Below are 24,138 nucleotides of genomic sequence, written 5' to 3'. Positions count from 1 at the left end.
CTTCGGCGAGGAGGTAGCATGGATATCTACAGCAGTTTCGCGACCCGCTTCGAAAAAACGCGCGAGGAAGAGTTCTCGCTGGAAGAGTATCTCGCGCTCTGCAAGGAAGATCCTGCCACATACGCAACAGCCGGCGAACGCATGCTGACGGCCATCGGTGAACCCGAAATGGTCGACACGCGTCTCGATCCGCGGCTGTCGCGCGTGTTTGCAAACAAGGTCATCAAGGTGTATCCGGCGTTCCGCGAGTTCTACGGAATGGAAGAGGTGATCGAGAACGTGGTGTCGTATTTCCGGCACGCTGCGCAGGGTCTCGAAGAGAAGAAGCAGATCCTGTATCTGCTGGGTCCGGTGGGCGGCGGCAAGTCGTCGATCGCCGAACGTCTGAAGCAACTCATGGAGCGCGTGCCGTTCTATTCGCTGAAGGGCTCGCCCGTCAACGAATCGCCGCTCGGCCTTTTCGATTACGACGAAGACGGCCCCGTGCTCGAAGAGCAATACGGCATTCCGCGCCGCTACCTCAAAAGCATTCTTTCGCCGTGGGCGGTCAAGCGCCTGCATGAATACAACGGCGATATCCGCAAGTTCCGCGTCGTGCGCCGCTATCCGTCGATCCTGCGGCAAATCGGTATCGCCAAGACGGAGCCGGGCGACGAGAACAACCAGGACATCTCCTCGCTCGTCGGCAAGGTGGATATCCGCAAGCTCGAAACGTATTCGCAGGACGACGCCGATGCGTACAGCTACTCCGGCGGCCTGTGCCTGGCCAATCAGGGCTTGCTCGAATTCGTCGAAATGTTCAAGGCGCCGATCAAGGTGCTGCATCCGTTGCTGACCGCGACGCAGGAAGGCAACTTCAAGGGCACGGAAGGCTTCGGCGCCATCCCGTTCGACGGCGTAATTCTCGCGCACTCGAACGAGTCGGAATGGAAGGCGTTCCGCAACAACAAGAACAACGAGGCACTGCTCGACCGGATCTTCGTGGTCAAGGTGCCGTATTGCCTGCGCTACGGCGAAGAGGTCAAGATCTACGAGAAGCTCTTGCGCAACTCGTCGCTGGCGGATGCGGTATGCGCGCCCGGCACGCTCAAGATGATGGCGCAGATGGCGGTCCTCACGCGCCTGCACGAACCGGAGAATTCGAGTCTCTTCTCGAAGATGCAGGTCTATGACGGCGAGAACCTGAAAGACACGGACCCAAAAGCGAAGTCGTATCAGGAGTATCGCGATTTCGCCGGTGTCGATGAAGGCATGACGGGTGTCTCCACACGCTTCGCGTTCAAGATCCTCTCGCGCGTCTTCAACTTCGATTCGACCGAAGTCGCGGCCAATCCCGTGCATCTGATGTACGTGCTGGAACAGCAGATCGAACGGGAGCAGTTCCCGCCGGAAACGGAGCAGAAGTATCTGTCCTTCATCAAGGACGTGCTGGCTTCGCGGTATGCGGAATTCATCGGCAAGGAGATTCAGACCGCGTATCTGGAGTCGTATTCCGAGTATGGACAAAACATCTTCGATCGTTATGTGACGTATGCGGACTTCTGGATTCAGGATCAGGAGTTCCGCGATCACGACACCGGCGAGAGCTTCGACCGTGCCGCGCTCAATGCGGAACTGGAGAAGATCGAGAAGCCCGCGGGCATCAGCAATCCGAAGGACTTCCGCAACGAGATCGTGAACTTCGTGTTGCGTGCGCGTGCGGCCAACGGGGGCAAGAATCCCGCGTGGATCAGCTACGAGAAGCTGCGCGTCGTGATCGAGAAAAAGATGTTCTCCAACACGGAGGAACTCTTACCGGTCATCTCGTTCAATGCGAAGGGATCGGCGGAAGAGCAGAGGAAGCACGAGGACTTCGTCAATCGCATGGTCGCGAAGGGTTACACCCCGAAGCAGGTCCGCCTGCTGTGCGACTGGTATCTGCGGGTGCGCAAGTCGTCTTGAGGTGGTAGAGAAGGACAGGTTGTCGTGACTCAGGCTCGCGCCGCCCGGCTTCATCAATCGAACCGGGTGGCAAGGCGGGCACGTTGCGAGTGAGAGACGCTGGCGAGCCGCGCGGTACGCCAAGAACTCGAGCAGCGCCTCGCACCTCGCCAATTACGCGGGAGACTGGATGTGCTGCACCAAATCATCGACCGCAGGTTAGCCGGCAAGAACAAGAGCATCGCGAACCGCGAACGCTTCCTGCGACGCGTCAAGAACTACATTCGCCGTGCGGTGTCCGACGCGGTGCGCGATCGCAGCATCAAGGACATTCAAAGCACGCAAAGCATCACGATTCCGAAGAAGGACATCGCGGAGCCGTCGTTCCGGCATGGGCCGGGCGGCAAGCGCGAGTATGTCCATCCGGGCAACGCCGACTACATACGCGGCGACAAGATTCCGCGTCCGCCGGGCGGCTCGGGCGGCGGCGGCAAGAGTGCCAGCAACGAGGGCGAAGGGCAGGACGACTTCGTCTTCGAGTTGTCGCGCGAAGAGTTCATGCAGTACTTCTTCGACGATCTCGAACTGCCGCGCCTCGTCAAGACGCAACTGCTCGCGGTGCCCACGTGGAAGAACGTGCGCGCGGGCTGGGCGGCGGAAGGCACGCCGAACAATATCGACGTGGTGCGATCGCTGCGCTCCGCGCTCGGGCGGCGCATCGCGCTCGGCTGGCCGCTCGCGACGCAACTGCGCGAAATGGAACGCCAGCTCGAACAGCTCAAGGCCGAAGATGGCGACGCCGAAGAGATTGCGCGTCTCGAAGCGGAAATTGTCGTCATGCAGGGGCGGATCACACGCATTCCGTTCATCGATCCCTTCGATCTGCGCTATATCAACCGCGTGAAGCAGCCGACGCCATCGAGCAAGGCCGTGATGTTCTGCCTGATGGACGTATCCGGTTCGATGGACGAGCAGCGCAAGGACCTCTCGAAGCGCTTCTTCATCCTGCTGTATCTGTTCCTGCAACGGAACTACGAGAAGATCGAAGTCGTCTTCATCCGTCACCATACTCGTGCGGAGGAAGTGGACGAGGACACCTTCTTTCATTCGACGGAAAGCGGCGGCACGGTGGTATCGAGCGCGCTGGAGTTGATGAAGAAGATCATGGACGAGCGCTATTCGCCGACTGAATGGAACATTTACGGCGCACAGGCTTCCGACGGCGACAACTGGACGGACGATTCCCCTAAATGCCGCAAGCTGCTGGCGGACGACATCCTCCCGAAGGTCCGGTATTTTGCCTATATCCAGGTAGCGCCAGAGGAGCAGAATCTCTGGTTGGAGTATGCTCAACTGGCAGCGGGCGCCCCTGAGCTGGCGATGAAGAAAGTCGACTCGGCCTCGGATATCTATCCGGTCTTCCGCGAGCTTTTCGAAAAACAACAGGCGGCCGCATGACGAGCAGGCATTCGAACAACGAAGCGCGTGGTTATCATCTGGACGGCACGGACGATCGTGCTCCTTCGAAGCTCGGACCGGAAGCGGGGCAACGCAATGCGTCCGAAAAGACGCACGAGGAAGGCAGGATGAACGTTGCAGACAAGCGGCCGCTGCCGTGTCCGTCGGACTGGAGCGTCGAGCTGATCGAAGAATACGACGCCGAGATTTCGCGCGTCGCGAATCGTTATGGGCTGGACGTGTATCCCATTCAGCTCGAGATCATCAGCGCCGAGCAGATGATGGACGCGTATGCCTCCGTCGGCATGCCGGTGAACTATCGGCACTGGTCGTTCGGCAAGCACTTTCTCTCCACTGAGAAAAGCTATCGGCGCGGGCAGATGGGTCTCGCGTATGAGATCGTCATCAATTCGAACCCCTGCATCGCGTATCTGATGGAAGAGAACACGATGACGATGCAGGCGCTCGTCATCGCGCATGCCGCCTACGGGCATAACTCGTTCTTCAAGGGCAACTATCTGTTCCGGCTGTGGACGGATGCCCACGCGATCATCGATTACCTCGTTTATGCGAAGAATTACATCGCGGAGTGCGAGGAGCGTTACGGGCTGGATCGCGTCGAGGAACTGCTGGACTCGTGTCACGCGCTGATGAACTATGGCGTCGACCGTTACAAGCGTCCGCAAAAGTTGTCGCTCGCGAAGGAAGCGGCGATGCGCCGCGAGCGCGAGGCGTACCTGCAATCGCAGGTCAACGAACTGTGGCGCACGCTGCCGAACAAGAAGGCGCCGTCCGCCGAGGAAACGGAAAGCCGCTATCCGCCGGAGCCGCAAGAAAATCTGCTGTACTTCGCGGAAAAGAACGCGCCGCTCCTGGAGCCGTGGGAGCGCGAAGTAATCCGCATCGTGCGCAAGGTCGGGCAGTACTTCTATCCGCAGCGCCAGACGCAGGTGATGAACGAAGGCTGGGCGACCTTCTGGCACTACACGCTGTTGAACACGCTCTATAACGAAGGCCGTCTCGAAGACGGCTTCATGATGGAGTTCCTGCATTCGCACAGCAACGTGGTGTATCAGCCGCCGGTCACGAAGCCGTATTACAGCGGCATCAATCCGTACGCGCTCGGCTTCTCGATGATGAGCGACATTCGCCGCATCTGCGAAAGCCCGACGGACGAAGACCGCGAGTGGTTCCCCGAGCTTGCGGGCAGCGACTGGCTCGAATCGCTGCACTACGCGATGCGCAATTTCAAGGACGAGAGCTTCATCGCGCAGTACTTGTCGCCGCATTTGATACGCGAGATGCGCCTCTTCTCGATCCTCGACGACGACATGCGCGATGCGCTCGAAGTATCGGCGATTCACGACGGGAGCGGCTATCGGTACGTGCGGCAGGCGTTGTCGCGGCAGTACGACATTCATCATCGCGAGCCGAACATTCAGGTGTATTCGGTGAACACGCGCGGCGATCGCAGCCTCACGCTGCGTCACTTCATGACCGATAACCGCCATCTGTCGAACGACAGCGACGAAGTGCTCAAGCACATGGCGCGCTTGTGGCAGTTCGATGTGTATCTGGAAAGCGTCGATGAGAACGGGACGGTGAGAAAGCGCTTCGAGTGCCGTTACAACTCGCCGCATTCACGCTGACGCGGCGGTTTCCCAAAATGAAAACGGCTCCTACGCGGAGCCGTTTTTTCATACGCTCTTGCCTTCCTCGTCCTGCGAGAAGATATCCCAGCTCGCCATGAAGAGCGCGGCAACCAGCGGCCCGATCACGAAGCCGTTGATGCCGAAAAGCGCCATGCCGCCGAGCGTCGAGATGAGCACGACCCAGTCCGGCATCTTCGTGTCCTTGCCGACGAGAATCGGCCGCAACACGTTATCGACGAGCCCGATCACCACGACGCAGAACACCACCAGCACGATGCCGCGCCATATCTCGCCCGTCATGAAGAAGTAGAGGGCGGCGGGCACCCACACGAGCGCCGCGCCCACGGCGGGCAAGAGCGACAGAAACGCCATCAGCACGCCCCACAGGAGCGAGCCGTTGATGCCGAGAATCCAGAAGATCATTCCGCCGAGAAAGCCCTGCACGGCCGCAACCGCGATGTTGCCCTTGACCGTCGCGCGCACGACGGTGGTGAACTTCGCGATCAGATGCTGCTTCGGCGCGGGATCGAGCGGAATTGCGCGGCGAATGCGCCGGCCGATCTCGCCGCCATCGCGCAGCAGGAAGAATACGAGGTACAGCATCACGCCGAAGCTCACGACGAACTGGAACGTGTTCTGGCCGATCAGCAGCGCCTGCGCCGCCGCAAACTGGCTGATCTGCGACGCGCCTTCCATCAGCTTGCGCTGGAGGCCGGGGATGTCGTCGAGGCCGTATCGCCCGAGCATTTGCTGCGCGGACATGGGCAACGCATGAAGCACATGCTGGTAATACAGGCCGAAGTTGAGGTCGCCGCTCTTGATGCGCGTATAGACGAGCGCGACTTCCTGCACGAGCGTCACCGCGACAACCGCCACCGGAATGATCACGATGAGAATCGCGGCGGCGAGCGTCGTCAGCGCGGCGAGGTTGCGGCGTTTGCCGAAGCGGACGGTGAGCCAGCGCTGCATCGGCTGAAACAGCAGGGCGAGAATCGCGCCCCAGAAGATGGCGCCGAAGAACGGCAGCAGCACCCAGCCGAGCGCAACCGAGACGACGAACAGCAGGATGTGAAAGAACCGGGTATGGACGGACGGCTGATTGTTGTTCATTAGCGAAGCGACAGGTGATTGTGCGGGGCCATGCTAGCACGTGACTTCGAGCACGAATCTCGCCCGGGCTCGCGCAAAAGACAGGAAACGCCGCCGCGTCGACTAGAATTCTGCTTCCATTCCTTGCAGACGGCTTCCGATCGGTTCCGCAGCCTTACTGCCTCACGCATCGAACAATGAATCCAGGCGTCGTCTATGCTTTCACGGCCTTTGCCATTTGGGGCCTCTTTCCGATCTATTTCAAGGCGCTGCACGAGATCGGCGCGGTGGAAATGCTCGCGCACCGCATGGCGTGGTCCATGGCGTTTTTGCTCATCGTGCTCACCGTGCGGCGTCAGTGGCAATGGCTCGGCCCCGTGTTGCGCGACCGGCGGCTGCTCGCGCGCTTCGCGGCGAGCGCGGTGCTGCTATCGGCCAACTGGGGCATTTATATCTGGGCGGTGAACGACGGGCGCATCGTCGAGGCGAGTCTTGGCTACTTCATCAATCCGCTCGTCAACGTGCTATTCGGCATGGCGTTCCTGCACGAACGGCTGAGGCCGGGGCAGTGGATCGCGGTAATTGTCGCCGCGCTCGGCGTCGCGTGGCTCACGTGGGCCAACGGCGCGCCGCCGTGGATCAGCTTCGCGCTCGCGCTCACCTTCGGCGGCTACGGCCTGCTGCGCAAGACGGCGACGCTCGGCGCGCTGGAAGGGCTCACGCTCGAAACCATGCTGCTGTGCCCGATTGCGCTGCTGTATCTCTTCGTGTTGAGTTCGCACGGCGGCAGCGGTTTCGCCCATGCATCCACCGGTGTAAAGCTGCTGCTCGCCGCGGCCGGCCCTGTCACCGCCGTGCCGCTGCTGCTGTTTGCCGCCGGCGCGCGCCGCATTCCGCTGTCGATGCTCGGGCTCATCCAGTACATCACGCCGTCGTTGCAACTGCTGATCGGCGTCGTGCTGTATCGCGAGGCGTTCGGCCACGACCAGTTGATCGGCTATGGCGCAATCTGGGCCGCGCTCGCGCTGTATTCGCTCGAAGGCATCTATCGGGCGCGGCAGTCGCGAGCGTGATGGCGCTTACCGCTGCGCGTCGCCCCAGCGGTATTCGACGGTCAGATCGTCCAGCTTCGCCTTGAGGTCCGCATCGAGCGGCTGATCGACGGCCGCGAGGGTATCGTCGAGCTGTTCCGGCCGGCTTGCACCGATGATCGCCGACGTCACCGCAGGATTTTCGAGCACCCACGCCAGCGACGTGCTCGCAAGCGAACGTCCGGTCGGCGCGACGAGTTCCTTCAGCTTCTCGATGGTGCGGAACTCGCGCTCGTGCCAATAGCGCTCCTGATACATCTCGCCCGCCTTGCCGACCGTCGCGGTAAAGCGGCCATCGGAAGGCGCGGCGTCGTGACGATGCTTGCCCGTCAGCAATCCGCCCGCGAGCGGGTTGTACGGAATCACCGCAAGCCCTTCCTCGTTCGCCAGCGGCAGCAATTCGCGCTCGATCTGCCGGAACAGCAGGTTATAGCGCGGCTGCACGGAGACGAAGCGCGCCGTGCGCAGCACGTCGGCACGGCCCAGCGCCCGCGCGAGCCGATAGGCCAGAAAGTTCGACACGCCGATATAACGCGCCTTGCCCTGCCGCACGATCACATCCAGTGCTTCGAGCGTCTCGTCGAGCGGCGTGTCGCGGTCATCCATGTGTAGCTGATACAGATCGACGTAATCGGTATTGAGCCGCTTCAGCGATGCGTCGATCGCGTCGAGCAGATGCTTGCGCGACGCGCCCTTGTTCCACGCGAGCGGCCCCATGACGCCGACGGCCTTCGTCGCGAGAATGAAGCGGTCGCGCTTGCCTGCCAGCCAGCGCCCGACGATCTCCTCCGTGCGCCCGACGATGTCTTCCGTGCCGCCGAGCGGATAGACATCGGCGGTATCGATGAAATTGACGCCCGCATCGCTCGCGCGGTCCATGATGTCGCGCGACACGTCTTCGTCCGTTTGCAGGCCGAAGGTCATCGTGCCGAGGGTGAGACGCGAGACGGTGAGACCGGTGCTGCCGAATTTGCGGTATTGCACGGTTACGCTCCGAAAGAGGGAAGGGCTTGCGGGAAGAGGCAGGATAGCGCCGATGCCCTACGCCTGCCCGAAGCGCAGGCTGACGTCACGCGCTAACGCGCCGCCGATGCCTGCGCTTGCGCGGGCGGCGCCGGATCGAGCCGCCGGAACACCACGCCTGACAGCAGCGTGACCACGCCCATGCAGACGAAGCTCAGCCGAAAGCCAATCGACGCCGAGCCGAAGTGTCCTTCGAACACCTGCACGAGCGATCCGCCGATCGACACGCCGAGGCCGATCGCGAGCATCTGCACCATCGAGAAGAGGCTGTTGCCGCTGCCCGCATCCTCGCGCGACAAGCCTTTGAGCGTGACGCTGTTCATCGCGGCGAACTGCATCGAGTTGCATGCGCCGAAGAGGACGAGCACCGCAATCTCGACGGCGAGCGGCACCGACGCCGAGAACGCCGCGAACGCGACGATCGACACGCCGACGAGCGCCGTGTTCACCAGCAGAAACTGATCGTAGCCGTAGCGCTTGACGAGCCGCGCGATCCAGCGCTTCGAAAGCGTGCCGGCGATCGCGATGGGCAGCATCATCAAGCCGGATTGCAGCGGGCTATAGCCGAGTTCGAGCTGCATCATGAGCGGCAAAAGAAACGGCACCGCGCTCGACCCGATGCGGCACAGCAGGTTGCCGACGAGCCCCACGCTGAAATTCGGCTCGCGAAAGAGCCTGAGTTGAAAGAGCGGATTGGCCCGGTGCCGCGCGTACGGGATATACGCGAACGCGGACGCCACGGCGGTGGCGAACAGTGCAGCCGATACCGCGCCGCGATGCGTCTCGACCGGGCAATCGAGCGCGAGCGAAAACGACACCATGCACAGCGACAGCAGTCCGCAGCCGATGAAATCGAAAGGCGGCGCATCGTGCAGCGTGTCGACGGGCAAGAAGCGATGCACCGCATAAAGCCCGACCGCGCCGATCGGCACGTTGATCAGAAAGATCCAGTGCCATGTGAACGATTCCACGAACCAGCCGCCGAGCGTCGGGCCGAGAATGGGTCCGACCTGGCCGGCGACGGAAATCATCGCGAGCGCGGAGACATAGGCTTCGCCGCTGACAGCGCGCAGGATCGCAAGGCGGCCGATCGGCAGCAGCATGGACCCGCCGATGCCTTGCAGCACGCGGGCGAGCACCAGTTGATCAAGTGAGCGCGCCATCGCGCAGGTCAGCGATCCGATGACGAACAGGCTGATCGACACGAAGTAGACGCGCCGTGTGCCGAAGCGGTCCGCGAGCCAGCCCGATGCGGGCGTCAGCAGCGCCATCGTGAGCGTGTAGGCGACGACGATCGCCTGCATGGCGAGCGGCGCGGCGTGCAGATCGCGTGCGATCGAAGGCAGCGCCGTGTTGACGATGGTCGTATCGAGCGCCTGCATGAAAAAGCCCACGGCGACGATCCAAAGTAGCGCCGTGTGCGAAGACTGTCTGGTCATGGGGTGAAGTCGTAAGCGCGCCGCTGATATCGGTATCAAGGGCATCGTGAAATTTTAATGACGGGCGATATCATCGGGAAGCCCGCTAACCACATTGACTGTGATCGGAAAAGCCGATCAAAATGCCGCATGTTGAATCCGCTCTGGCTGAACACCTTCGCGACGGTGGCCGCGTCGCACAGCTTTACCGATGCCGGCCGGCAACTCGGCCTGCGGCAATCGAGCGTGTCGGAGCACATTCGACGCCTCGAAGAAAGCGTCGGCCGGCGGCTGTTCGTGCGCGACACGCACTCGCTCGCGCTCACCGCCGACGGCGAAGCGATGCTCGTCCACGCCCGCGTGATCCTCGAAGCGATGATGCACGCGGAATCGCAGTTCAGCTCGCAGCGGCTGCGCGGGCGCGTGCGGCTGGGCTCATCGGACGATCTCGCGCTCGGGCCGCTGCCCAGCGTGCTCGCGGCGTTCCGCGATACGCATCCGGACGTTGACCTCGAGATCACCATCGGCATGACGGGGCGGCTTTATCAACTGGTCGATTCCGGCGAACTCGACCTCGCGGTCGGCAAGCGCAGACTCGGCGATGCGCGCGGCACGCGGCTTTTCAGCGGGCGTCTGGAATGGCTGGCGAAGCCGGGCACGGTCGTCGATACCAGCCTGCCGCTGCCGCTGATTCTCGTCGCGGAGCCGAGCGTCACGCGCGCCGTCGTCCTCGATGCGCTCGCGATGGCCGGTGCGCGCTGGCAGATCGTCTGCACGAGCAGCAGCCACGCTGGCTGCATCGCCGCGGCTCGCGGCGGGCTCGGGCTCACGGTGCGCTCGCATTTTCTGGCGGGCCGGGGGCTGGCGCCGCCGGCGAACCGGGCGGAGTTGCCGGAATTGCCCGAAGTGGAGTTCATCGCGTTCGGGGCGAAGCATCTGAGCCGGCCCGCCGAAACGCTTCTGCAACTCCTGCAGGACAGCGATTTGCGCGGGGAGTGGGACGGCGAGTGAGGCACACGCCGTGCTTCGCGGCGGTTGTGCCGCTGCAACGCCGGACGGCGGCCCCGAATGGCTATCGCCGATCGCTTCTTATATATTGAGCGGCCATCGAAGTATCCTCGCCAACCCGTGCTTCCCAACCGCCGTTTCTTTTCCTCCGATGCCTCGCGCCGGTTGTCACGGGCGTGCCGCGCACTGTTGCTCGCGATCGCCGCGACGATGCCGCTCGCGAACGCGCACGCCGCCGCGTATGTCACGAAGCATTGCGACGACCTCGCCGGCAAGACCGTGCCCGCGTCGATCATCGGCTTGCCGACGCGCGGCGCGCTGATCACCACGGCATCGGTCGTCAAGGCCGCCGCGCCGGGCAACCGTAACGGCGAGTATTGCCGCATCAACGGCGTCATCCGGGCGCTGCAGGACACCACGCCCGACATCCGCTTCGAAGTCAATCTGCCGAGCCGCTGGAACGGCCGCGCGCTGCAGATGGGCGGCGGCGGCTACAACGGAGTGCTCGTTTCCGGCACTCAGCCGATGCCCTTCGCCCCGGACTCGACGCCGCTCGCACGTGGCTACGCGACGTTCGGTTCCGACTCGGGCCACGTCGGCAATTCGGGGCGCGCGGACTTCGCGGTCAACGACGAGGCGATCGTCAATTTCGGCTTTGCGCATCTCAAGAAAACGCGCGACGTGGCGCTTGCGCTGATCCAGATGGGCTACGGGCGCACGCCGGACAAGACGTATTTCGCGGGCGGATCGACGGGCGGACGCGAAGGCTTCACCGTGATCGAACGTTTCCCGAACGACTACGACGGCGTGATCGCCAACGCGCCCGCCATCAACTTCTCGGGCGTGCGGCTGCTCGGCGTGAAGCTCGGGCAGGCGTCGTATGCGAAACCGGGCGGTTTCGTCGGGATTGCGCAGCAGCGGCGCGTGTTCGAAACCGTCGTGCACGAATGCGACCGGCTGGATGGCCTCGCGGATGGCATCGTCGGTAACGTGGAGGCGTGCCGGAAGCTGGAACCGCAGATCATCGCGTCACTGCGTTGCGCGAACGGGCAGCGTCCGTCCCTGCGCGACAGTTGCCTGTCCGATGCGCAACTCGACACGCTGCAATTGCTGCGCGACGGACTGACGATGCCTTACGCGCTTGCCTACGGCGTCGATCAGTATCCGGGTTACAACGTGTTCCAGGGCGTCGATTTTTCGGGCGCGCTCGGCCTCGGCGACTCGCCGACGCTCGTCGCGCCGCCGACGTTCGCGGCCAACGGCTATCTCTTCGCTCAGGGCGATGCGTATATCCGCCACTTCGTCACGCGCGATCCGGGCTTCAGCGTGTTGTCGTTCGATATCGACAACCCCGGAAACTGGCGGCAGCGGCTCTTGACGCTTTCATACACCGTCGGTGCGATGAACCCGGATTTCACCGCGTTCATCGCGCACGGCGGCAAGCTCGTTGCGATGCACGGCCTGGCCGACGAAGTGATCAGCCCGAACCAGACGCTTGCGTTCTATCGCGGGCTCGTCGAGCGTTATGGTCAGGACACCGTCGATTCGTTCATGCGGCTCTACATGGTGCCGGGCTTTCAGCACGGCAACGGCGTGTTCATTCCCGCATGGGACGAACTCGGCGCGCTCGACGACTGGGTGACGAACGGCGTCGCACCGGAGACGCTCGTCGGCAGCGACATCGCACCCGCCACCAACGGACGCACGCGACCCATCTGCCGCTATCCCGGCTATCCGCGCTATATCGGCAAGGGCAGCGTCAATCTCGCGACGAGCTTTCGGTGCGTCGCGCCTTAGGCGGCGGGCTTCATATGGCGTCGACGGCGCGCGGCATGAAGCGCTCCACGATGCGCGCCCACGCCGGGCGCTTCAAGTTCGCACGATACGACGTCAGCGAGACCTCGATCGCGTGATCGCAGTCCGACGACAGCCAGATGCGTTCGCCGCGCACGAGACGCAGCACGTCGCCCGGCTGCATCCAGTAGTCGTAGGGATCCGAATGGCGTGTGAGCCACACAGACGCGCTCCCGATGCGCAATTCCGCATCGCACGGGAGACGCCACGACACGGTATGACGCGCGGCCACATCGACATACACCACGACGCGCGTCCCGCGCCTGTCCAGCAGTTTCGACAGCTCTTCCATCTTGCTCTCCATGATGTGAGCCAAAGACGGGGCGCGATGCACGCATAAAGCAGAAGGCCCCGTCTTTCGGCGGGGCCTTCGGAATCGACTTGCCAGCTTTTGCTTGTTTCTCGCTAGCGCACACGCTCTCCCGATGACCCGCCGTACATGGCGTTCACTGGGTTTTTAATCGCGGCGATGGCGAGGAGAAGAGTTGCGTGCATGTCGTGCAGTATCGAGGCGAATGCGCGGCGCTGTCAATATCGAGATGACGTCCGCATCGATCCTGACAGTTACGCGCCGGTATAGCCCTGCGGCCTCGTCGCGTTCTTCTTCGCGATATCCGCGTTCACCGATACGACGTACTGCGGCGATTCGGTGAGCGTCAGCGTGACGACGCCGTTCGTGTACGGCGCGCTCGATACGTTGCCCATCGCGTCGATCAGTTGCACGGTGCCGCTCGTGCCGGCTGCATCGACGTTGAGCTTGTAGGCGGCGCTGTACGTCGCGCTGAAGGTTCCGTTCGATGCCGGCCATACCGCGTTGTTGTGCGTCCAGAGCGCGGTGATGACCTTGCCGTTACCGCGCTGCTGGAACGCATACGCATACACGCCCGACGGCAGGTTGTTCACCGGGCCGAGCGTCACGGTGCCGTCGAGCACGCGCGTCATCGCGGCGACGGCCATGGCGGCCGGCTTCGGGCTGATGTTCGTGGTGCCGAATTCGGCTTGCGGATGATCGAGATCGAAGAACGTGCCGTAACCGGGTTCGCCGGGGAAGTCCGGGCCGAAGAACACGTAGGTCTGATCCGCGCCTTCGCCGAGCAGGATGATGTGCGTGCGCGCGACGACCGCGCCCTGCGCGAACAGCACGTTCGGCGTCGGATAGTTGGGACCGTAGCTCGAGCCGATGTCATAGCTGATGCCCGTCTCGGTCACGAACAGCTTCATGTTCGGCTTGTAGTCCTTCGCCATCTCCGCGCGCAGATTACGCATCTCGTTGAGCAGCGAATTGGCGGCATCGGCGAGGTTGGCGTCGGTGTGACGCCGCTCCGGCGGATGCGACGGCGACGTGCCTGCATCGTAATAACCGTGCGTGGCGATGCCGTCGAGATACTGCGCCAGCCCGAGCGGCGCGAGGCGCTTGAGGCGCTCCGTCGTCAGCGACGGGAACGGCTCGGCCGGGCCCATCACGACCGCGTGCGGATCTCTCGAATGCAGGCCCTGATACGCCGCCTTGTACAGCGCGACGAAGTTGGCGTCCGTGTCCTTCCACAGGATGTACGGCTCCCACGTGACCTGGTAATAGTTCGCGGACATCGTCGGGTAGTAGCGCGCGCGGATCGCTTCCGTTTCCTGGCCGACGCGCGCCGTGTAGTTCGCGAAGTACGACAGGTCGTTCGGAACGTAGCCGTAGTCCGGACTCTGGCCGTGCGCGCTCGCCCAGCCCGGCATGCCGTCGAGCCGCACGAGGCGCATCACGTTGCCGGACGTATAGAACGGATCGAGATTGTTCGCGGCCGGGTTGAAGGTGTTGCGGCCGCTCGGCTCCATCACGGACATCTGGCGGTCGTCGATGGTCGATGAGATACCGAGCGCGCCGAGCATCGTCGCGTTGCCGTTGAACCCCTGCATGCCGAAGCGATGCTGCTCCTGCTTCGCATACGTCACCGGAGGGATGACGCTGGCGAGATTCGGCATCACGCCGAAAGTCGCGATGCCGTTTGGCCGCGTGCCCGCCGTCTGCACCTGTCCGCCGCGATTCGCGAGCGTTGCCGAGACGGCGAAATAGCCCGCGAGCGTCGACGAGCAGGTGAGGGTGGTTTTCGTGGCGGCGCCCGGCACGGCGAAGCTGCCGCTCGCGACCGTCTTGCCGAGCGCATCGGCGATGGTCCACTTGAGCGTATCGGCCGAACCGGCGCGCGTCGTGATCGCCACCGGGAATTTCGCACCGGCGGGATACATGCGCGAGCCATCGGTGCTCGGGGTATCGACGGTGATCTGGCCCGAGCCGCCCGACGCCGATGACGTCGCCGGCGACGCGCACGTGAGAGCGGGCTTGGTTGCCGCGTTGGCGACGGACGCGGGCATCGAAGCGTCGTCGGCTCCGCCGCCGCAAGCAGCGAGCGCAAGGACGAGAGGAGACAGCAGGAATGCGTTCTTGTTGTTCATAAGCAGCGAGGAAGTTGGACGGAACCGCGAGGGCGCACCGGTCGTTTTTGCCTGAGTCGCGTCAGCGATCAGACGATTGGCCGCAGATACTACCTTCGATTGATGCGAACTGCACGTAACGGCGCGTAACTCGATGTAACGTACGACAATTGATCCTTATTGTCGTACGAATCTTTCCCGATTGCGGCGTGCCTCGCGACGGTTTAAGTTGGCGGCACGAATCCGCTCTAAGGAGACCGCCGTGGCTTTTCTGTTGCTCATCGTTGAACCGGTCGAACAGCGTACGCAGCGAACGCCGGAAGAAGGCCGGGAGGCGTATCGGCAGATGGTCGAATACGCCGATGGACTCAAAGCGCGCGGCGTGTTGCGCGCGTGCGAATCGCTGACATCGCTGAAGGATGCGTCGCGGGTATCGAATGCATCGGGCGGCGATCGCCGCGCCAGAATCATCGACGGACCCTTCGCCGAGGCGAAGGAAATGATCGGCGGCTTCTTCCTGCTCGATTGCGAGACGCACGCCGAAGCTGTCGCGATCGCCGCGGAATGCCCGGCTGCGGCGTGGTGCACGGTCGAAGTGCGCAAGATAGGGCCGTGTTATCTGTGATTTTTTGTCGATCGGTGTGGTCGTCGATCGTCGTCATCGAAGAAAAGGAAAACCAGGACACGCAACATGCACAAGCAAATCTTCGTGAATCTTCCGGTACGCGATCTCAAGCGATCGATGACGTTCTTCAAGGCGCTCGGTCTCGGCTTCAACCCGGCGTTCACGAACGAGAATGCCGCGTGCCTCGTCATTGGCGAGAACCTGTACGCGATGCTGCTCACCGAACCGTTCTTCCAGACCTTCACCGACAAGACGCTGATCGACGCGCACACGCACGTGGAGACGCTCGTCTGCCTGTCGTGCGAGAGCAGGGCGGAAGTGGATGACGTGATCGCGAAGGCCGTCGCCGCGGGCGGGCGCACGCCGCGTCCGCCTCAGGATCACGGCTTCATGTACGGACACGCTTTCGAGGATCCGGACGGACACATCTGGGAACTGGTGCACATGGCGCCGGAAGCGGCGTGAACGACGCGTTGAACGAGCGCGATGCGGCGACGCGCCGGGTGATCGACGCGGTATGGCGCATGGAGGCCGCGAAGGTGATTGCCAGCGTGGCGCGCGTGGTGCGCGACGTCGCGCTCGCCGAGGAACTGGCGCAGGACGCGTTCGTCGCGGCGCTCGAGCACTGGGGCCGTGCGGGCGTGCCGGACAAGCCGGGAGCGTGGCTGATGACGACAGCGAAGAACAGGGCGCTCGACCGTCTGCGGCAGCATGCGCTGCACGCACGCAAGCACGAGGAACTGGGCCGCGATCTGGACGCGCAGGAGATGCACGTGACCCCCGATTTCGTCGATGCCCTCGACGCCGCCCGCGAAGACGATATCGGCGACGATCTGCTTCGGCTCGTGTTCACGGCGTGCCATCCGGTGCTGTCGCTGGATGCGCGCGTCGCGCTGACGTTGCGGCTGCTCGGCGGGCTGACGACGGACGAAATCGCGCGGGGCTTTCTCGTGCCGGAACCGACGATCGCGCAGCGGATCGTGCGTGCGAAGCGGACGTTGTCGGCGGCGCGCGTCGCATTCGAGGCGCCGAAGGCCGCTGAACGCGCGGCGCGGCTGGCGTCGGTGCTCGAAGTGATCTACCTGATTTTCAACGAAGGCTATTCGGCGACGGCCGGCGCCGACTGGATGCGTCCCGCGCTATGCGAGGACGCGCTGCGGCTCGCGCGCGTTCTTGCGGAGCTGATGCCGGAAGAAAGCGAAGTGCACGGGCTCGTCGCGTTGATGGAGATTCAGGCGTCGCGGATCAAGGCGCGCGTGGACCGCGACGGGCGTCCGGTACTGCTGCCGGATCAGGACCGCAGCCGATGGGATCCGCTGCTGATCCAGCGCGGGTTCGCCGCGCTTGCGCGAGCCGACGCGCTGGGCGGTGCGCGCGGCGTGTATGCGCTGCAGGCGGCGCTCGCTGCATGCCACGCGCGAGCGGCGACCGCAGCGGAGACGGATTGGGCGATGATCGTTGCGCTTTATGACGCGTTGATGGTGGTCGCGCCGACGCCGGTTGTGGAGCTGAATCGGGCTGTCGCGGTCAGTATGGCGGTCGGGGCGCAGGCTGGGCTGGATATCGTCGATCGGTTGCGGGATTCGGAAGCGTTACGGGGGTATCACTTGTTGCCCGGTGTGCGGGCCGATCTGCTGGCGCGCGTCGGACGGAAGGACGAGGCGCGGGAAGAGTTTCTTGCAGCGGCGGCGTTGGCGAGGAATGCGAGGGAGCGGGAGTTTCTGTTGGGGCGTGAGCGGGAGTTAGGGTGATGTGGCTTGGCGCATTGTCGATTTGACATAAGACAAATTAGCGGTATTTCTATTACGTGCTTACATCCGATATCGCGCTTGTCATTAGCAGATGCCTTCAGCTTGACGCAGCCGCTCTTCGTGCGTGGTTGCCGGTTTGGCGTCTCCGCATCCAGTCATTACCGAAAGCTACGATGAACTGGCAAAGAATCGGCCGCACGGCGGCCGTCCCGCTGGCGCTCAAGACAGATCCGTCGGCGTTCGCGTGTTGCCGTCATCGGCTTCGGTTAACGGCAAGTCCTTGTTGGTCTCGTCGGCCTGCGTGGCTGGCTGCTTCGCCTTGTCGTTATCGACGACATCGGTGCCGGGTTCGTTCTGCGGAATTGTCATGGTCAACTCCCAGTTCAGTTGTTCGTGGAAGCGCGTCCGAGCGCGCGATACCGTTTCAGCACGAAAAATGCCCACGCAAGCGGACCACCGCTTGCTGCGCAACGAGAACTGGAACGTCACGGAAATGGAGCCACTATGTCGACCGCATCTACCGAAAACACCAACCCGCCCGCAAACCCCATCGACTCGGACGGCCTGACCGATCTGGGCCCGGCGCAGCCAAAAGATCCGCCGCACGCCCCGGAGCAAGACGCCGAGTTGCGTGATCCCCCGAGTCCCGCAGGCGTGCCGCCTGACGGCGAAAATGCGGATCGCTAGGAAGGCTGGCGCTGCCGCGGACCGCGCCTTTTCTATTCTCATAGAAGCCGTCTGTACGGCACTGCCCGGGCTTTTTGAGACGTGAGCGACCAGCCTTGCTTCATGCGATCGCTCGCGCGTTCTTGAACCTTCCATCACGCTCTTCCTTGTATAGCGAAGTCGATAAGCTGACTCGCGCATTCCCACGCATCCTGCGCGGCCGCGCCTTTCCTGCCCGTCTGTGCAAAAAAGATCGCGCCGTACAGCAAAAACACCATCTGGCGGCTCAACTGGTCCAGGACGGATGGATGAATCATGTCGAACAACGTGCGCCGGATCAGTTCCCGAAGCCGCTCCCTTTGCGCCTCCGCCATGCTGACTACCTGCGGATGAGCGTGATACTCGTAAAGTGCGGCGACAAAGACGCATCCCTGAAAATCGGGCTGATTGAACCAGCTTTCGTACCATTGGAAGATCGCCCTGAGCCGCTCCCTGCCCGACGGGTTGCAGGCGATGGCGGATGTCAGCGCCTCTTCTATTGCCTGCATCCGTTCCTTCAACACTTCCAGCAACAACGCTTCCTTCGACTGGAAGTATCGGTACATCGTCACCTTCGACACGTTCGATTCCCTCGCAATCAGGTCGACGCCGATCTGGTGGCAGCTATGCTGAGAAAACAAACGCGCGGCGGTTCCGAGGATGCGCTCTCGTACATCATTCATACAAGCCTCTCAACTGTACAGCGTATGTAAGCGCGGAACTTGCGCTTCACTGTACGCACTTCTATCGTGGTTCGGGAACGAGATTATAGGCAGTCGACCGATTGAGATAAGTCGAATCACCAAGGGCGGGGTTAGCTCAACTTGAATTCGGTTGCGAATATCGAACGGGGGGCAGTCGCGCTTCATTAACTCGATGGTAGGGAATCAATGAAATACGGACGTTCCCGTTGAATAGCAGGGAAAGGATGTTTCGCATAAATTTGGCATTAATTTCCACATATCGCGGCGACACAAACTGACATGCAGTATTAATGTCGGACTCCGCTTTACACGCTGTTTAAGAGAATCGGCGAACGACAACCGTCTACGTGTACCGCCTGTAAATCTAGCAACGCTCATCGAACGCACGCCCCCCAAAAAGGCCCATGACTCCACGTCCTCGGCCGGGGTCGGCACCACGCCACGCACATCAATTCAGATACATCGTATTGCGCCCTCACCTCCTTGGTCACACTCTCTCGGCTGCAAAGACGGGGCTTGCAACAACGCCAGCAAGACGAACTGCATCTGTTCAGCCAGCGCCACAATTTTTTGAAGGTTTCATGCGTGACCTGTTCACTTGAGCCGTTTCGACGATTACAGGCATCGATCACGGACTTATCAAAACTAACTGCCGCGAATCCGTTAATTCACCTCGAAGGCATTTAATTTAACTCGGATTTCCCTAAGAATGACTCTTACTATGGAATTTAGAATGGACAGTCGAAAAATTTTAATAGTACGTGACCTCTTACTCAGTTATTCTCGGCTTCTGAAACCGATTCACTCTTCAACACATCACAGGGCATGGAAATGAAACAGGAGTTTGCTCGTCGTCAGATTCTCGTCGCTGAAACCGCACCGGTCATTGTTCACGCCTTGCGATCGCTGCTCAGCGAAGGTCCATTGGAGAGTACGGTTGATTCGGTGATTTTACGTTTCGATCTGATTGACCGCCTGCAGGCCAACAGCGTCGACCTTCTCATACTCGATCCCGTGTGCGTGCAGCGAGACGTGGATATCGGTAATCTGGATTGTCTTCTCGAATTGAGACGCCGCTTTCCCTGCGTTCCTATTTTGTTTTGCACGACATTAAGAGACGTGATTATTCTGGACGAGATTTTCTGCATGAATAGAATCGGGATCTGCAGCAAATCGGACGAAATGATCGACATCTTCCGTCTTTGCGAGCAGCTGTTGTCCGGCAATTTCGGCGGCGTATCCCCGAAGATCGACGCAATGTTCCGTGGCGCCCGTCAGCTGGTATAAAGCGCTGATTACCAGAACGAACTTGTTCAATCATGGCGTCCGCCATTCGTCCAGAATCCGTACCGCTTGTGCGCGACTTTTGACGAACGCCTGGCTTGCAACCTTGCCCGCGGCTTATCTGGAATAACCGCGGAATTTTCAATTCGGTCGCAGGTCGAGATCGTCCAATCGTCAAATTTTTTGGGCGATCATCCCGAATCTGAAACACTGCCGCTCTGCGTGCCATAGTCGCGTGTTGATGCGCCACGCTGGTCCTACTACAAAGAGGTAAGCAAGCGGGATCACACGATCGAGCGCAGCTGAACCTACTTCATGGACTCCAGCATGATCGAGCAATACCACGACCTCCATCAGCAACTCTACGCAGGCAATATCGCCGAGTGTTTCCGTTTCCTCGACGAACGGCGTGCGTCGGACGGCCACACGCCCGACTACTGGCACTGGCGAGCCGTCACTCATCTTCGCGCTGGCCAATTCAACAAGGCGCTCGACATTTGCGTCGGGCTGACACGCAAATCCGAGAATTTCGCTTTCCACGTTCACTGTCTGTGTGACATCTGTGTTCACCTAGGACTTAAGGAAGTGGCGCTCGCGGCCATTGAACAGTTCGCGCAGAAGGCGAACACCTCGCCGGTTGCCGCCCGTCTATGGCGCGTTTACGGCTGGCATTATCTCGGTGACGACGACGGCGTGATCGGCATCACTCCCGAAGGTCTCGACGAGCATTCAGCTTTCGTGCTCGGTCACCATCAGGCGCGCAGCACGATGCGGCGCGATGGCATCGCGCAGGGCGTCGCGGCAATGCATCATTACTGGTCGTCCCATGATTCGCGCCGGATTCTTTTCCCTCATCTCGATCTGGCAGGCTACTGGACCGGCGAGCGCGCCCTGCCCGCGCGCCTCGAAGTTCGTCTGGTCGCGTCCGGCTATGGCGATATGGTCAATTGGTCGCGCTACCTTTGCGCGCTGGAAGCGATGGGTGTACAGGTGTTTTACGACAACAACCTGCTTCGCCTCGCGATGCCCGAGCCGGAGCGAGCCGAACTGGCCCGCGCAATGTACGCCGCCGGTTTCGAAAGGCCGTCGGGCGACTCCGCGATGTGGACCGACCCGTTCAGTCTTTTCACGTCACTCTTCCCGGTGCTGGGTTACGCGCCGTCGCACCGGTACATCGAGCCGGCCCATCCGTCGAGTGTCGACGGCATCATCGATGAAATTCGGACGCGTGCGCGCGGACGGCGCTGCGTCGGCCTGTTCTGGTCTTCTTGCGAATCGGCGAACAACTTCGCGAACCGCAGCCTGTGTCTGCCCGACCTCGATCCGCTGTTCGAGGACTCCCTCGATGTGTACTGGGTCATCATGCAACGGGGCTTCGAACGCCGCCGCTGGCTGAACGACCCGCGCTCGGCCGATCTCGACCGTTTCACCACGCTCAACCTGGATCTGACGCTGGCTCACTCGGCGGCAATCATCGACCAGCTGGATATCTTCATCGGCAACGATGGCGGGCTGAGTCATTACGCCGGCGCTCTCGGCAAGCGCTGCTACATGTTCCTGAATCAGGTCGCCGAGTGGCGATACGAGCGCGAGCCGACGTCCACGCCCTGGTATCCGAGCATGCGCCTCGTGCGGGCAAGCGAACTCGGCGGCTGGGACCGAGTCGTCGGCACGTTGCAGCAACTCCTGCACGCCGACGCCTGATCGTCCGGCAGCTCGGCAGTCCGGCGTGATGATCCGCCGGACCGCCTGTCCCGCTTAACGCGCGACCGTCTTGAAGCCGTACTCTTCGCGTGCGCCGTAGCGTCCCGGCGCAAACCCGTTGAACACGTGACCGCCTACCTTCGCGCCCACGTTTTCCAGGCGGCGCAAGGTTTCCTCGAGTTGCCGCGCACCCGTCCGATCGGCCCGCGACACCAGCAGCACCAGGTCGCAGTTCTGCGTCGCGATCGAAAGCGCGTCGCTAACCGGCAGGACCGGCGGCGAATCGATCACGACGTAATCGTAGATGTCGCGCAGCATGGCGAGCGTTTCCTGGAACGCCGGCCGGCCGAGCAGTTCCGCCGGGTTCTCCGGATAGAACGCACCCGCATCCATGATCGAGAGACCACCGTTGCCGAGCGGGACGATTGCTTCGTCCGGGCGCGCGGTCCCTTCCAGCACTTCGGCCAGCCCCGGCCCGGTGCGGCCATCGACGAGATGACGCAGCCGCCCTTGACGCATGTCGGCGTCGATCAGCAGCACGGACGCGCGCGTCTCGGCCAGCAGATACGCGAAGTTCGACGACACGAAGCTCTTGCCCACACCTTGCGTCGGACCGGTGAACAGGATGACCTTGCCGCCCGGTTGATTTGCATCGACGACATAGCCGGGATTCATCACGCTCGTGGTGCCGGCGAACGACATCGCGTTGGCCGAATTGAACGGATTCATGCCGCCCAGGCCGAACTGGTTCATCGGAACCGGCGCGCCGCTCAGCATCGCACGCACACTGCTGCGCAGCGAACGAAGCGCTTCGATGCTCGGATCGGTCGGACTCGCCATCGCGAGCAGCTTGGCGGGCGCGGCGTTGTGCGTCAGCGCGCGGACGTCCTGCTTCAGTTGCGCGGTCGAACGAGCAATCACGGCAAGACGCGGCAGTTGCGAGAAGTGATCGATTTCTTCCGGACTACGAAGCTCCTTGCGATTCATCGCGATCAGATAGATCGACACAGTGCTGAGGAACAAGCCGCCGAAGATAGAGCCGAGCAGCACGATCCACGCACGCGGCCACGATTGCTTCTCGGGTGCGACCGCCCAGTCGACCACGGCCATGCCCGGCGGCGTGCTGGCTGCCGCGACTTCGAGCTGTTGCGCATTGGTCAGCACGCTCGTGTAGAGCTGAGTCGTGACGGCCACATCGCGTGCAAGCTCGACGTATTGCCGCTGCACGGTAGGCAGATTCGCCGCAATCTTCGACGTCTCGGCAATCTCATGCTTCACCTGATTGAGCTGCGTGAGCGCGCTTTGATAGTTCTCGTTCTCCGGCCGATAGCGATGCTGCGCGGCGTCGAGCGCCAGTTGCAAGGTCGTCTGCTGCTCTTCAAGGCGGCTCATGCGCGTGATGAGCGCGGTGTTCTGCTGCGCCATATCCACCGTGCCGGTCTGCGTGCGAAACGCGTTCAGACGGCTCTCGGCGGCTTCCAGATCATGCTTCAGCGCGGGCAGGCGCTTCTTCAGGAAGTCGAGGCTCGTCTGCGCCTGCGCAGCGCGGCGTTCGGCATCGCGCTCCTGATACGTCTTGATGATCGCGTTGACCATGGCCTGTGCCACCAGCGGCGATTCGGCCTGATAGCTGAGACGGATCAACGACGGATCGCGCAGCGTCGATTCACGCGGCGGAATCGACGTGCGCAGCCGCGCGAGCACGTTGTCGAACGTCGTCTGTTGCGAATACTTGCGCAACTCGAAGCTCACGCCGGGACGCGCACGCAACGTGTCGATGCGCAGCTCGCCGGGAGCACGCCCGTCCGGCGTATCGACCTGAAAGAACACAGTCTCGCCGATACGTCCTTGCGCGAGCGCCTTGTCGTCTTTGTCGAAGAGCGTCCAGCGTCCGCCCTGCCCCGCGATCACGTGGAACTTCATCTTCAACGCGGATTCGGGCACCGTGAAAACGCCGGGCTTCAGGCGCTCGCCGCCCCATGCATATTGGTCCAGTCCGAACGGCGCGGGCGCGAGTTCGCTGTCGCTTGCGTGACGCGAAGCCAGATAACTGCCGATCAGCGGAAAATGACTTTGCGTCTCGACGACCGTATCGGCGCTCGTCTGCGCTATCGCCGCGCTCACGACCGAGCGTGAAGTCAGTACATCGCTTTCATCACTGGCGGAAGCATCGGCGGCCATGGAACCGGATACGTCCGACAGTGCGCTGATCGACGTGCCCGCCTTGCTTTGCACGCGCAACAGCGCCTCGGCGCGGTATTGCGGCGTTGCGAGCAAAACGTAGAGCACGCCCGCTGCGCAACACGTGCCGGTCACAGCGCCGAGCAACGTCTTGTGACGCACGACGCTGCGCCACAGATCGACCAGACCGTCGCCGCGTTGCGGAACTGGCGTCATGGCGGGGCGCATGTTATATGAAAGCATGTTATAT

At 62.2% G+C, this 24,138-nt stretch carries 20 protein-coding genes; 12 read left to right on the top strand and 8 right to left on the bottom strand.

The genetic code is table 11. The annotated features are described in order from the left end of the window. Nucleotides 1-18: 18 nt before the first annotated feature. The 3 genes from LDZ21_RS06745 to LDZ21_RS06735 all read left to right on the top strand — a co-directional run bounded on the left by LDZ21_RS06745 (nt 19) and on the right by LDZ21_RS06735 (nt 5,027). Complete coding sequence (locus LDZ21_RS06745; RefSeq protein WP_035966243.1) at nt 19-1,941, top strand: PrkA family serine protein kinase; 1,923 nt, start codon at nt 19-21, stop codon at nt 1,939-1,941. 171 nt (nt 1,942-2,112) lie between these two features. Next, nucleotides 2,113-3,378 carry a YeaH/YhbH family protein gene (locus tag LDZ21_RS06740; protein ID WP_244794720.1) on the top strand — a complete coding sequence of 422 codons (1,266 nt, stop codon included), beginning with the start codon at nt 2,113-2,115 and terminating at the stop codon, nt 3,376-3,378. Further along, nucleotides 3,375-5,027 carry a SpoVR family protein gene (locus LDZ21_RS06735; RefSeq protein ID WP_035966239.1) on the top strand — a complete coding sequence of 551 codons (1,653 nt, stop codon included), beginning with the start codon at nt 3,375-3,377 and terminating at the stop codon, nt 5,025-5,027. Before LDZ21_RS06740 ends, LDZ21_RS06735 begins: the two co-directional genes overlap by 4 nt. Before the next feature lie 48 nt (nt 5,028-5,075). On the opposite strand, the gene LDZ21_RS06730 is transcribed toward LDZ21_RS06735, so the two are convergent. After that, nucleotides 5,076-6,140: an AI-2E family transporter gene (locus tag LDZ21_RS06730; protein WP_035966237.1), complete on the bottom strand. Its 1,065-nt coding sequence runs from the start codon at nt 6,138-6,140 to the stop codon at nt 5,076-5,078. Nucleotides 6,141-6,316: 176 nt separating this feature from the next. Here LDZ21_RS06730 and rarD point away from each other — a divergent pair, with 176 nt between their 5' ends. Continuing rightward, nucleotides 6,317-7,192, top strand: a complete 876-nt coding sequence (rarD, locus tag LDZ21_RS06725) for an EamA family transporter RarD (protein ID WP_035966232.1) — start codon at nt 6,317-6,319, stop codon at nt 7,190-7,192. 6 nt (nt 7,193-7,198) lie between these two features. Here the strand turns inward: rarD and LDZ21_RS06720 are convergent, their stop codons facing one another. Next, nucleotides 7,199-8,194 carry an aldo/keto reductase gene (locus tag LDZ21_RS06720; RefSeq protein WP_035966231.1) on the bottom strand — a complete coding sequence of 332 codons (996 nt, stop codon included), beginning with the start codon at nt 8,192-8,194 and terminating at the stop codon, nt 7,199-7,201. 92 nt (nt 8,195-8,286) lie between these two features. After that, nucleotides 8,287-9,672 carry a DHA2 family efflux MFS transporter permease subunit gene (locus LDZ21_RS06715; RefSeq protein ID WP_244794719.1) on the bottom strand — a complete coding sequence of 462 codons (1,386 nt, stop codon included), beginning with the start codon at nt 9,670-9,672 and terminating at the stop codon, nt 8,287-8,289. Nucleotides 9,673-9,801: 129 nt separating this feature from the next. Here LDZ21_RS06715 and LDZ21_RS06710 point away from each other — a divergent pair, with 129 nt between their 5' ends. Both LDZ21_RS06710 and LDZ21_RS06705 read left to right on the top strand, forming a co-directional pair. Beyond that, on the top strand, nt 9,802-10,662 hold the full coding sequence (locus LDZ21_RS06710; RefSeq protein WP_244794718.1) for a LysR family transcriptional regulator: 861 nt from the start codon (nt 9,802-9,804) through the stop codon (nt 10,660-10,662). A gap of 207 nt (nt 10,663-10,869) precedes the next feature. Beyond that, entirely contained in the window at nt 10,870-12,456 is a 1,587-nt protein-coding gene (locus tag LDZ21_RS06705) for a tannase/feruloyl esterase family alpha/beta hydrolase (protein ID WP_244794783.1), read from the top strand. Between the two features lie 10 nt (nt 12,457-12,466). On the opposite strand, the gene LDZ21_RS06700 is transcribed toward LDZ21_RS06705, so the two are convergent. Together LDZ21_RS06700 and LDZ21_RS06695 are read right to left on the bottom strand one after the other, a co-directional pair. Next, the gene (locus LDZ21_RS06700; protein WP_035966227.1) at nt 12,467-12,817 is read right to left on the bottom strand and encodes a DUF2917 domain-containing protein; all 351 of its coding nucleotides are present in this window, start codon (nt 12,815-12,817) and stop codon (nt 12,467-12,469) included. 260 nt (nt 12,818-13,077) lie between these two features. Then, nucleotides 13,078-14,955, bottom strand: a complete 1,878-nt coding sequence (locus LDZ21_RS06695; RefSeq protein WP_244794717.1) for a hypothetical protein — start codon at nt 14,953-14,955, stop codon at nt 13,078-13,080. A gap of 241 nt (nt 14,956-15,196) precedes the next feature. Between LDZ21_RS06695 and LDZ21_RS06690 the strand changes: the two genes are divergently transcribed. The 3 genes from LDZ21_RS06690 (at nt 15,197) to LDZ21_RS06680 (ending at nt 17,310) form a co-directional block, all read left to right on the top strand. After that, entirely contained in the window at nt 15,197-15,559 is a 363-nt protein-coding gene (locus LDZ21_RS06690; protein WP_244794716.1) for a YciI family protein, read from the top strand. Between the two features lie 66 nt (nt 15,560-15,625). Next, on the top strand, nt 15,626-16,024 hold the full coding sequence (locus LDZ21_RS06685) for a VOC family protein (RefSeq protein ID WP_244794715.1): 399 nt from the start codon (nt 15,626-15,628) through the stop codon (nt 16,022-16,024). Nucleotides 16,025-16,083: 59 nt separating this feature from the next. Beyond that, nucleotides 16,084-17,310 carry an RNA polymerase sigma factor gene (locus LDZ21_RS06680; protein ID WP_244794782.1) on the top strand — a complete coding sequence of 409 codons (1,227 nt, stop codon included), beginning with the start codon at nt 16,084-16,086 and terminating at the stop codon, nt 17,308-17,310. Nucleotides 17,311-17,529: 219 nt separating this feature from the next. On the opposite strand, the gene LDZ21_RS06675 is transcribed toward LDZ21_RS06680, so the two are convergent. Further along, a complete protein-coding gene (locus LDZ21_RS06675; RefSeq protein ID WP_244794714.1) occupies nt 17,530-17,679 on the bottom strand; it encodes a hypothetical protein in 150 nt (49 codons plus the stop codon). A 135-nt stretch (nt 17,680-17,814) separates the two neighbouring features. On the opposite strand from LDZ21_RS06675, the gene LDZ21_RS06670 reads away from it, so the two are divergent. Next, nucleotides 17,815-17,997 (top strand): hypothetical protein, encoded by a 183-nt coding sequence (locus tag LDZ21_RS06670; RefSeq protein WP_244794713.1) that lies wholly within the window; start codon nt 17,815-17,817, stop codon nt 17,995-17,997. Between the two features lie 134 nt (nt 17,998-18,131). Here the strand turns inward: LDZ21_RS06670 and LDZ21_RS06665 are convergent, their stop codons facing one another. After that, on the bottom strand, nt 18,132-18,698 hold the full coding sequence (locus LDZ21_RS06665; protein WP_244794712.1) for a TetR/AcrR family transcriptional regulator: 567 nt from the start codon (nt 18,696-18,698) through the stop codon (nt 18,132-18,134). 852 nt (nt 18,699-19,550) lie between these two features. Here LDZ21_RS06665 and LDZ21_RS06660 point away from each other — a divergent pair. Both LDZ21_RS06660 and LDZ21_RS06655 read left to right on the top strand, forming a co-directional pair. Beyond that, a complete protein-coding gene (locus LDZ21_RS06660; protein WP_244794711.1) occupies nt 19,551-20,006 on the top strand; it encodes a hypothetical protein in 456 nt (151 codons plus the stop codon). A 324-nt stretch (nt 20,007-20,330) separates the two neighbouring features. Beyond that, nucleotides 20,331-21,707, top strand: coding sequence for a hypothetical protein (locus LDZ21_RS06655; RefSeq protein WP_244794710.1), 1,377 nt, complete (start codon nt 20,331-20,333; stop codon nt 21,705-21,707). 54 nt (nt 21,708-21,761) lie between these two features. Here the strand turns inward: LDZ21_RS06655 and LDZ21_RS06650 are convergent, their stop codons facing one another. Continuing rightward, on the bottom strand, nt 21,762-24,131 hold the full coding sequence (locus LDZ21_RS06650; protein ID WP_244794709.1) for a GNVR domain-containing protein: 2,370 nt from the start codon (nt 24,129-24,131) through the stop codon (nt 21,762-21,764). Between the last annotated feature and the right edge of the window lie 7 nt (nt 24,132-24,138).

Origin of the sequence: Caballeronia grimmiae, assembly GCF_022879615.1 — a bacterium.
Classification (GTDB): domain Bacteria; phylum Pseudomonadota; class Gammaproteobacteria; order Burkholderiales; family Burkholderiaceae; genus Caballeronia; species Caballeronia grimmiae.
This window is presented reverse-complemented; position numbering and strand designations above follow the sequence as displayed.

Bases quoted from the DNA above. Each gene is read 5' to 3' on its own strand.
- LDZ21_RS06680 (WP_244794782.1), top strand. From the start codon at position 16,084: ATGGAGGCCGCGAAGGTGATTGCCAGCGTGGCGCGCGTGGTGCGCGAC.
- LDZ21_RS06735 (WP_035966239.1), top strand. From the start codon at position 3,375: ATGACGAGCAGGCATTCGAACAACGAAGCGCGTGGTTATCATCTGGAC.
- LDZ21_RS06660 (WP_244794711.1), top strand. From the start codon at position 19,551: ATGAAACAGGAGTTTGCTCGTCGTCAGATTCTCGTCGCTGAAACCGCA.
- LDZ21_RS06715 (WP_244794719.1), bottom strand. From the start codon at position 9,672: ATGACCAGACAGTCTTCGCACACGGCGCTACTTTGGATCGTCGCCGTG.
- LDZ21_RS06665 (WP_244794712.1), bottom strand. From the start codon at position 18,698: ATGAATGATGTACGAGAGCGCATCCTCGGAACCGCCGCGCGTTTGTTT.
- LDZ21_RS06675 (WP_244794714.1), bottom strand. From the start codon at position 17,679: ATGACAATTCCGCAGAACGAACCCGGCACCGATGTCGTCGATAACGAC.
- LDZ21_RS06670 (WP_244794713.1), top strand. From the start codon at position 17,815: ATGTCGACCGCATCTACCGAAAACACCAACCCGCCCGCAAACCCCATC.
- LDZ21_RS06710 (WP_244794718.1), top strand. From the start codon at position 9,802: ATGTTGAATCCGCTCTGGCTGAACACCTTCGCGACGGTGGCCGCGTCG.
- LDZ21_RS06685 (WP_244794715.1), top strand. From the start codon at position 15,626: ATGCACAAGCAAATCTTCGTGAATCTTCCGGTACGCGATCTCAAGCGA.
- LDZ21_RS06730 (WP_035966237.1), bottom strand. From the start codon at position 6,140: ATGAACAACAATCAGCCGTCCGTCCATACCCGGTTCTTTCACATCCTG.
- LDZ21_RS06705 (WP_244794783.1), top strand. From the start codon at position 10,870: ATGCCGCTCGCGAACGCGCACGCCGCCGCGTATGTCACGAAGCATTGC.
- LDZ21_RS06695 (WP_244794717.1), bottom strand. From the start codon at position 14,955: ATGAACAACAAGAACGCATTCCTGCTGTCTCCTCTCGTCCTTGCGCTC.
- LDZ21_RS06700 (WP_035966227.1), bottom strand. From the start codon at position 12,817: ATGGAGAGCAAGATGGAAGAGCTGTCGAAACTGCTGGACAGGCGCGGG.
- LDZ21_RS06745 (WP_035966243.1), top strand. From the start codon at position 19: ATGGATATCTACAGCAGTTTCGCGACCCGCTTCGAAAAAACGCGCGAG.
- rarD (WP_035966232.1), top strand. From the start codon at position 6,317: ATGAATCCAGGCGTCGTCTATGCTTTCACGGCCTTTGCCATTTGGGGC.
- LDZ21_RS06655 (WP_244794710.1), top strand. From the start codon at position 20,331: ATGATCGAGCAATACCACGACCTCCATCAGCAACTCTACGCAGGCAAT.
- LDZ21_RS06650 (WP_244794709.1), bottom strand. From the start codon at position 24,131: ATGCTTTCATATAACATGCGCCCCGCCATGACGCCAGTTCCGCAACGC.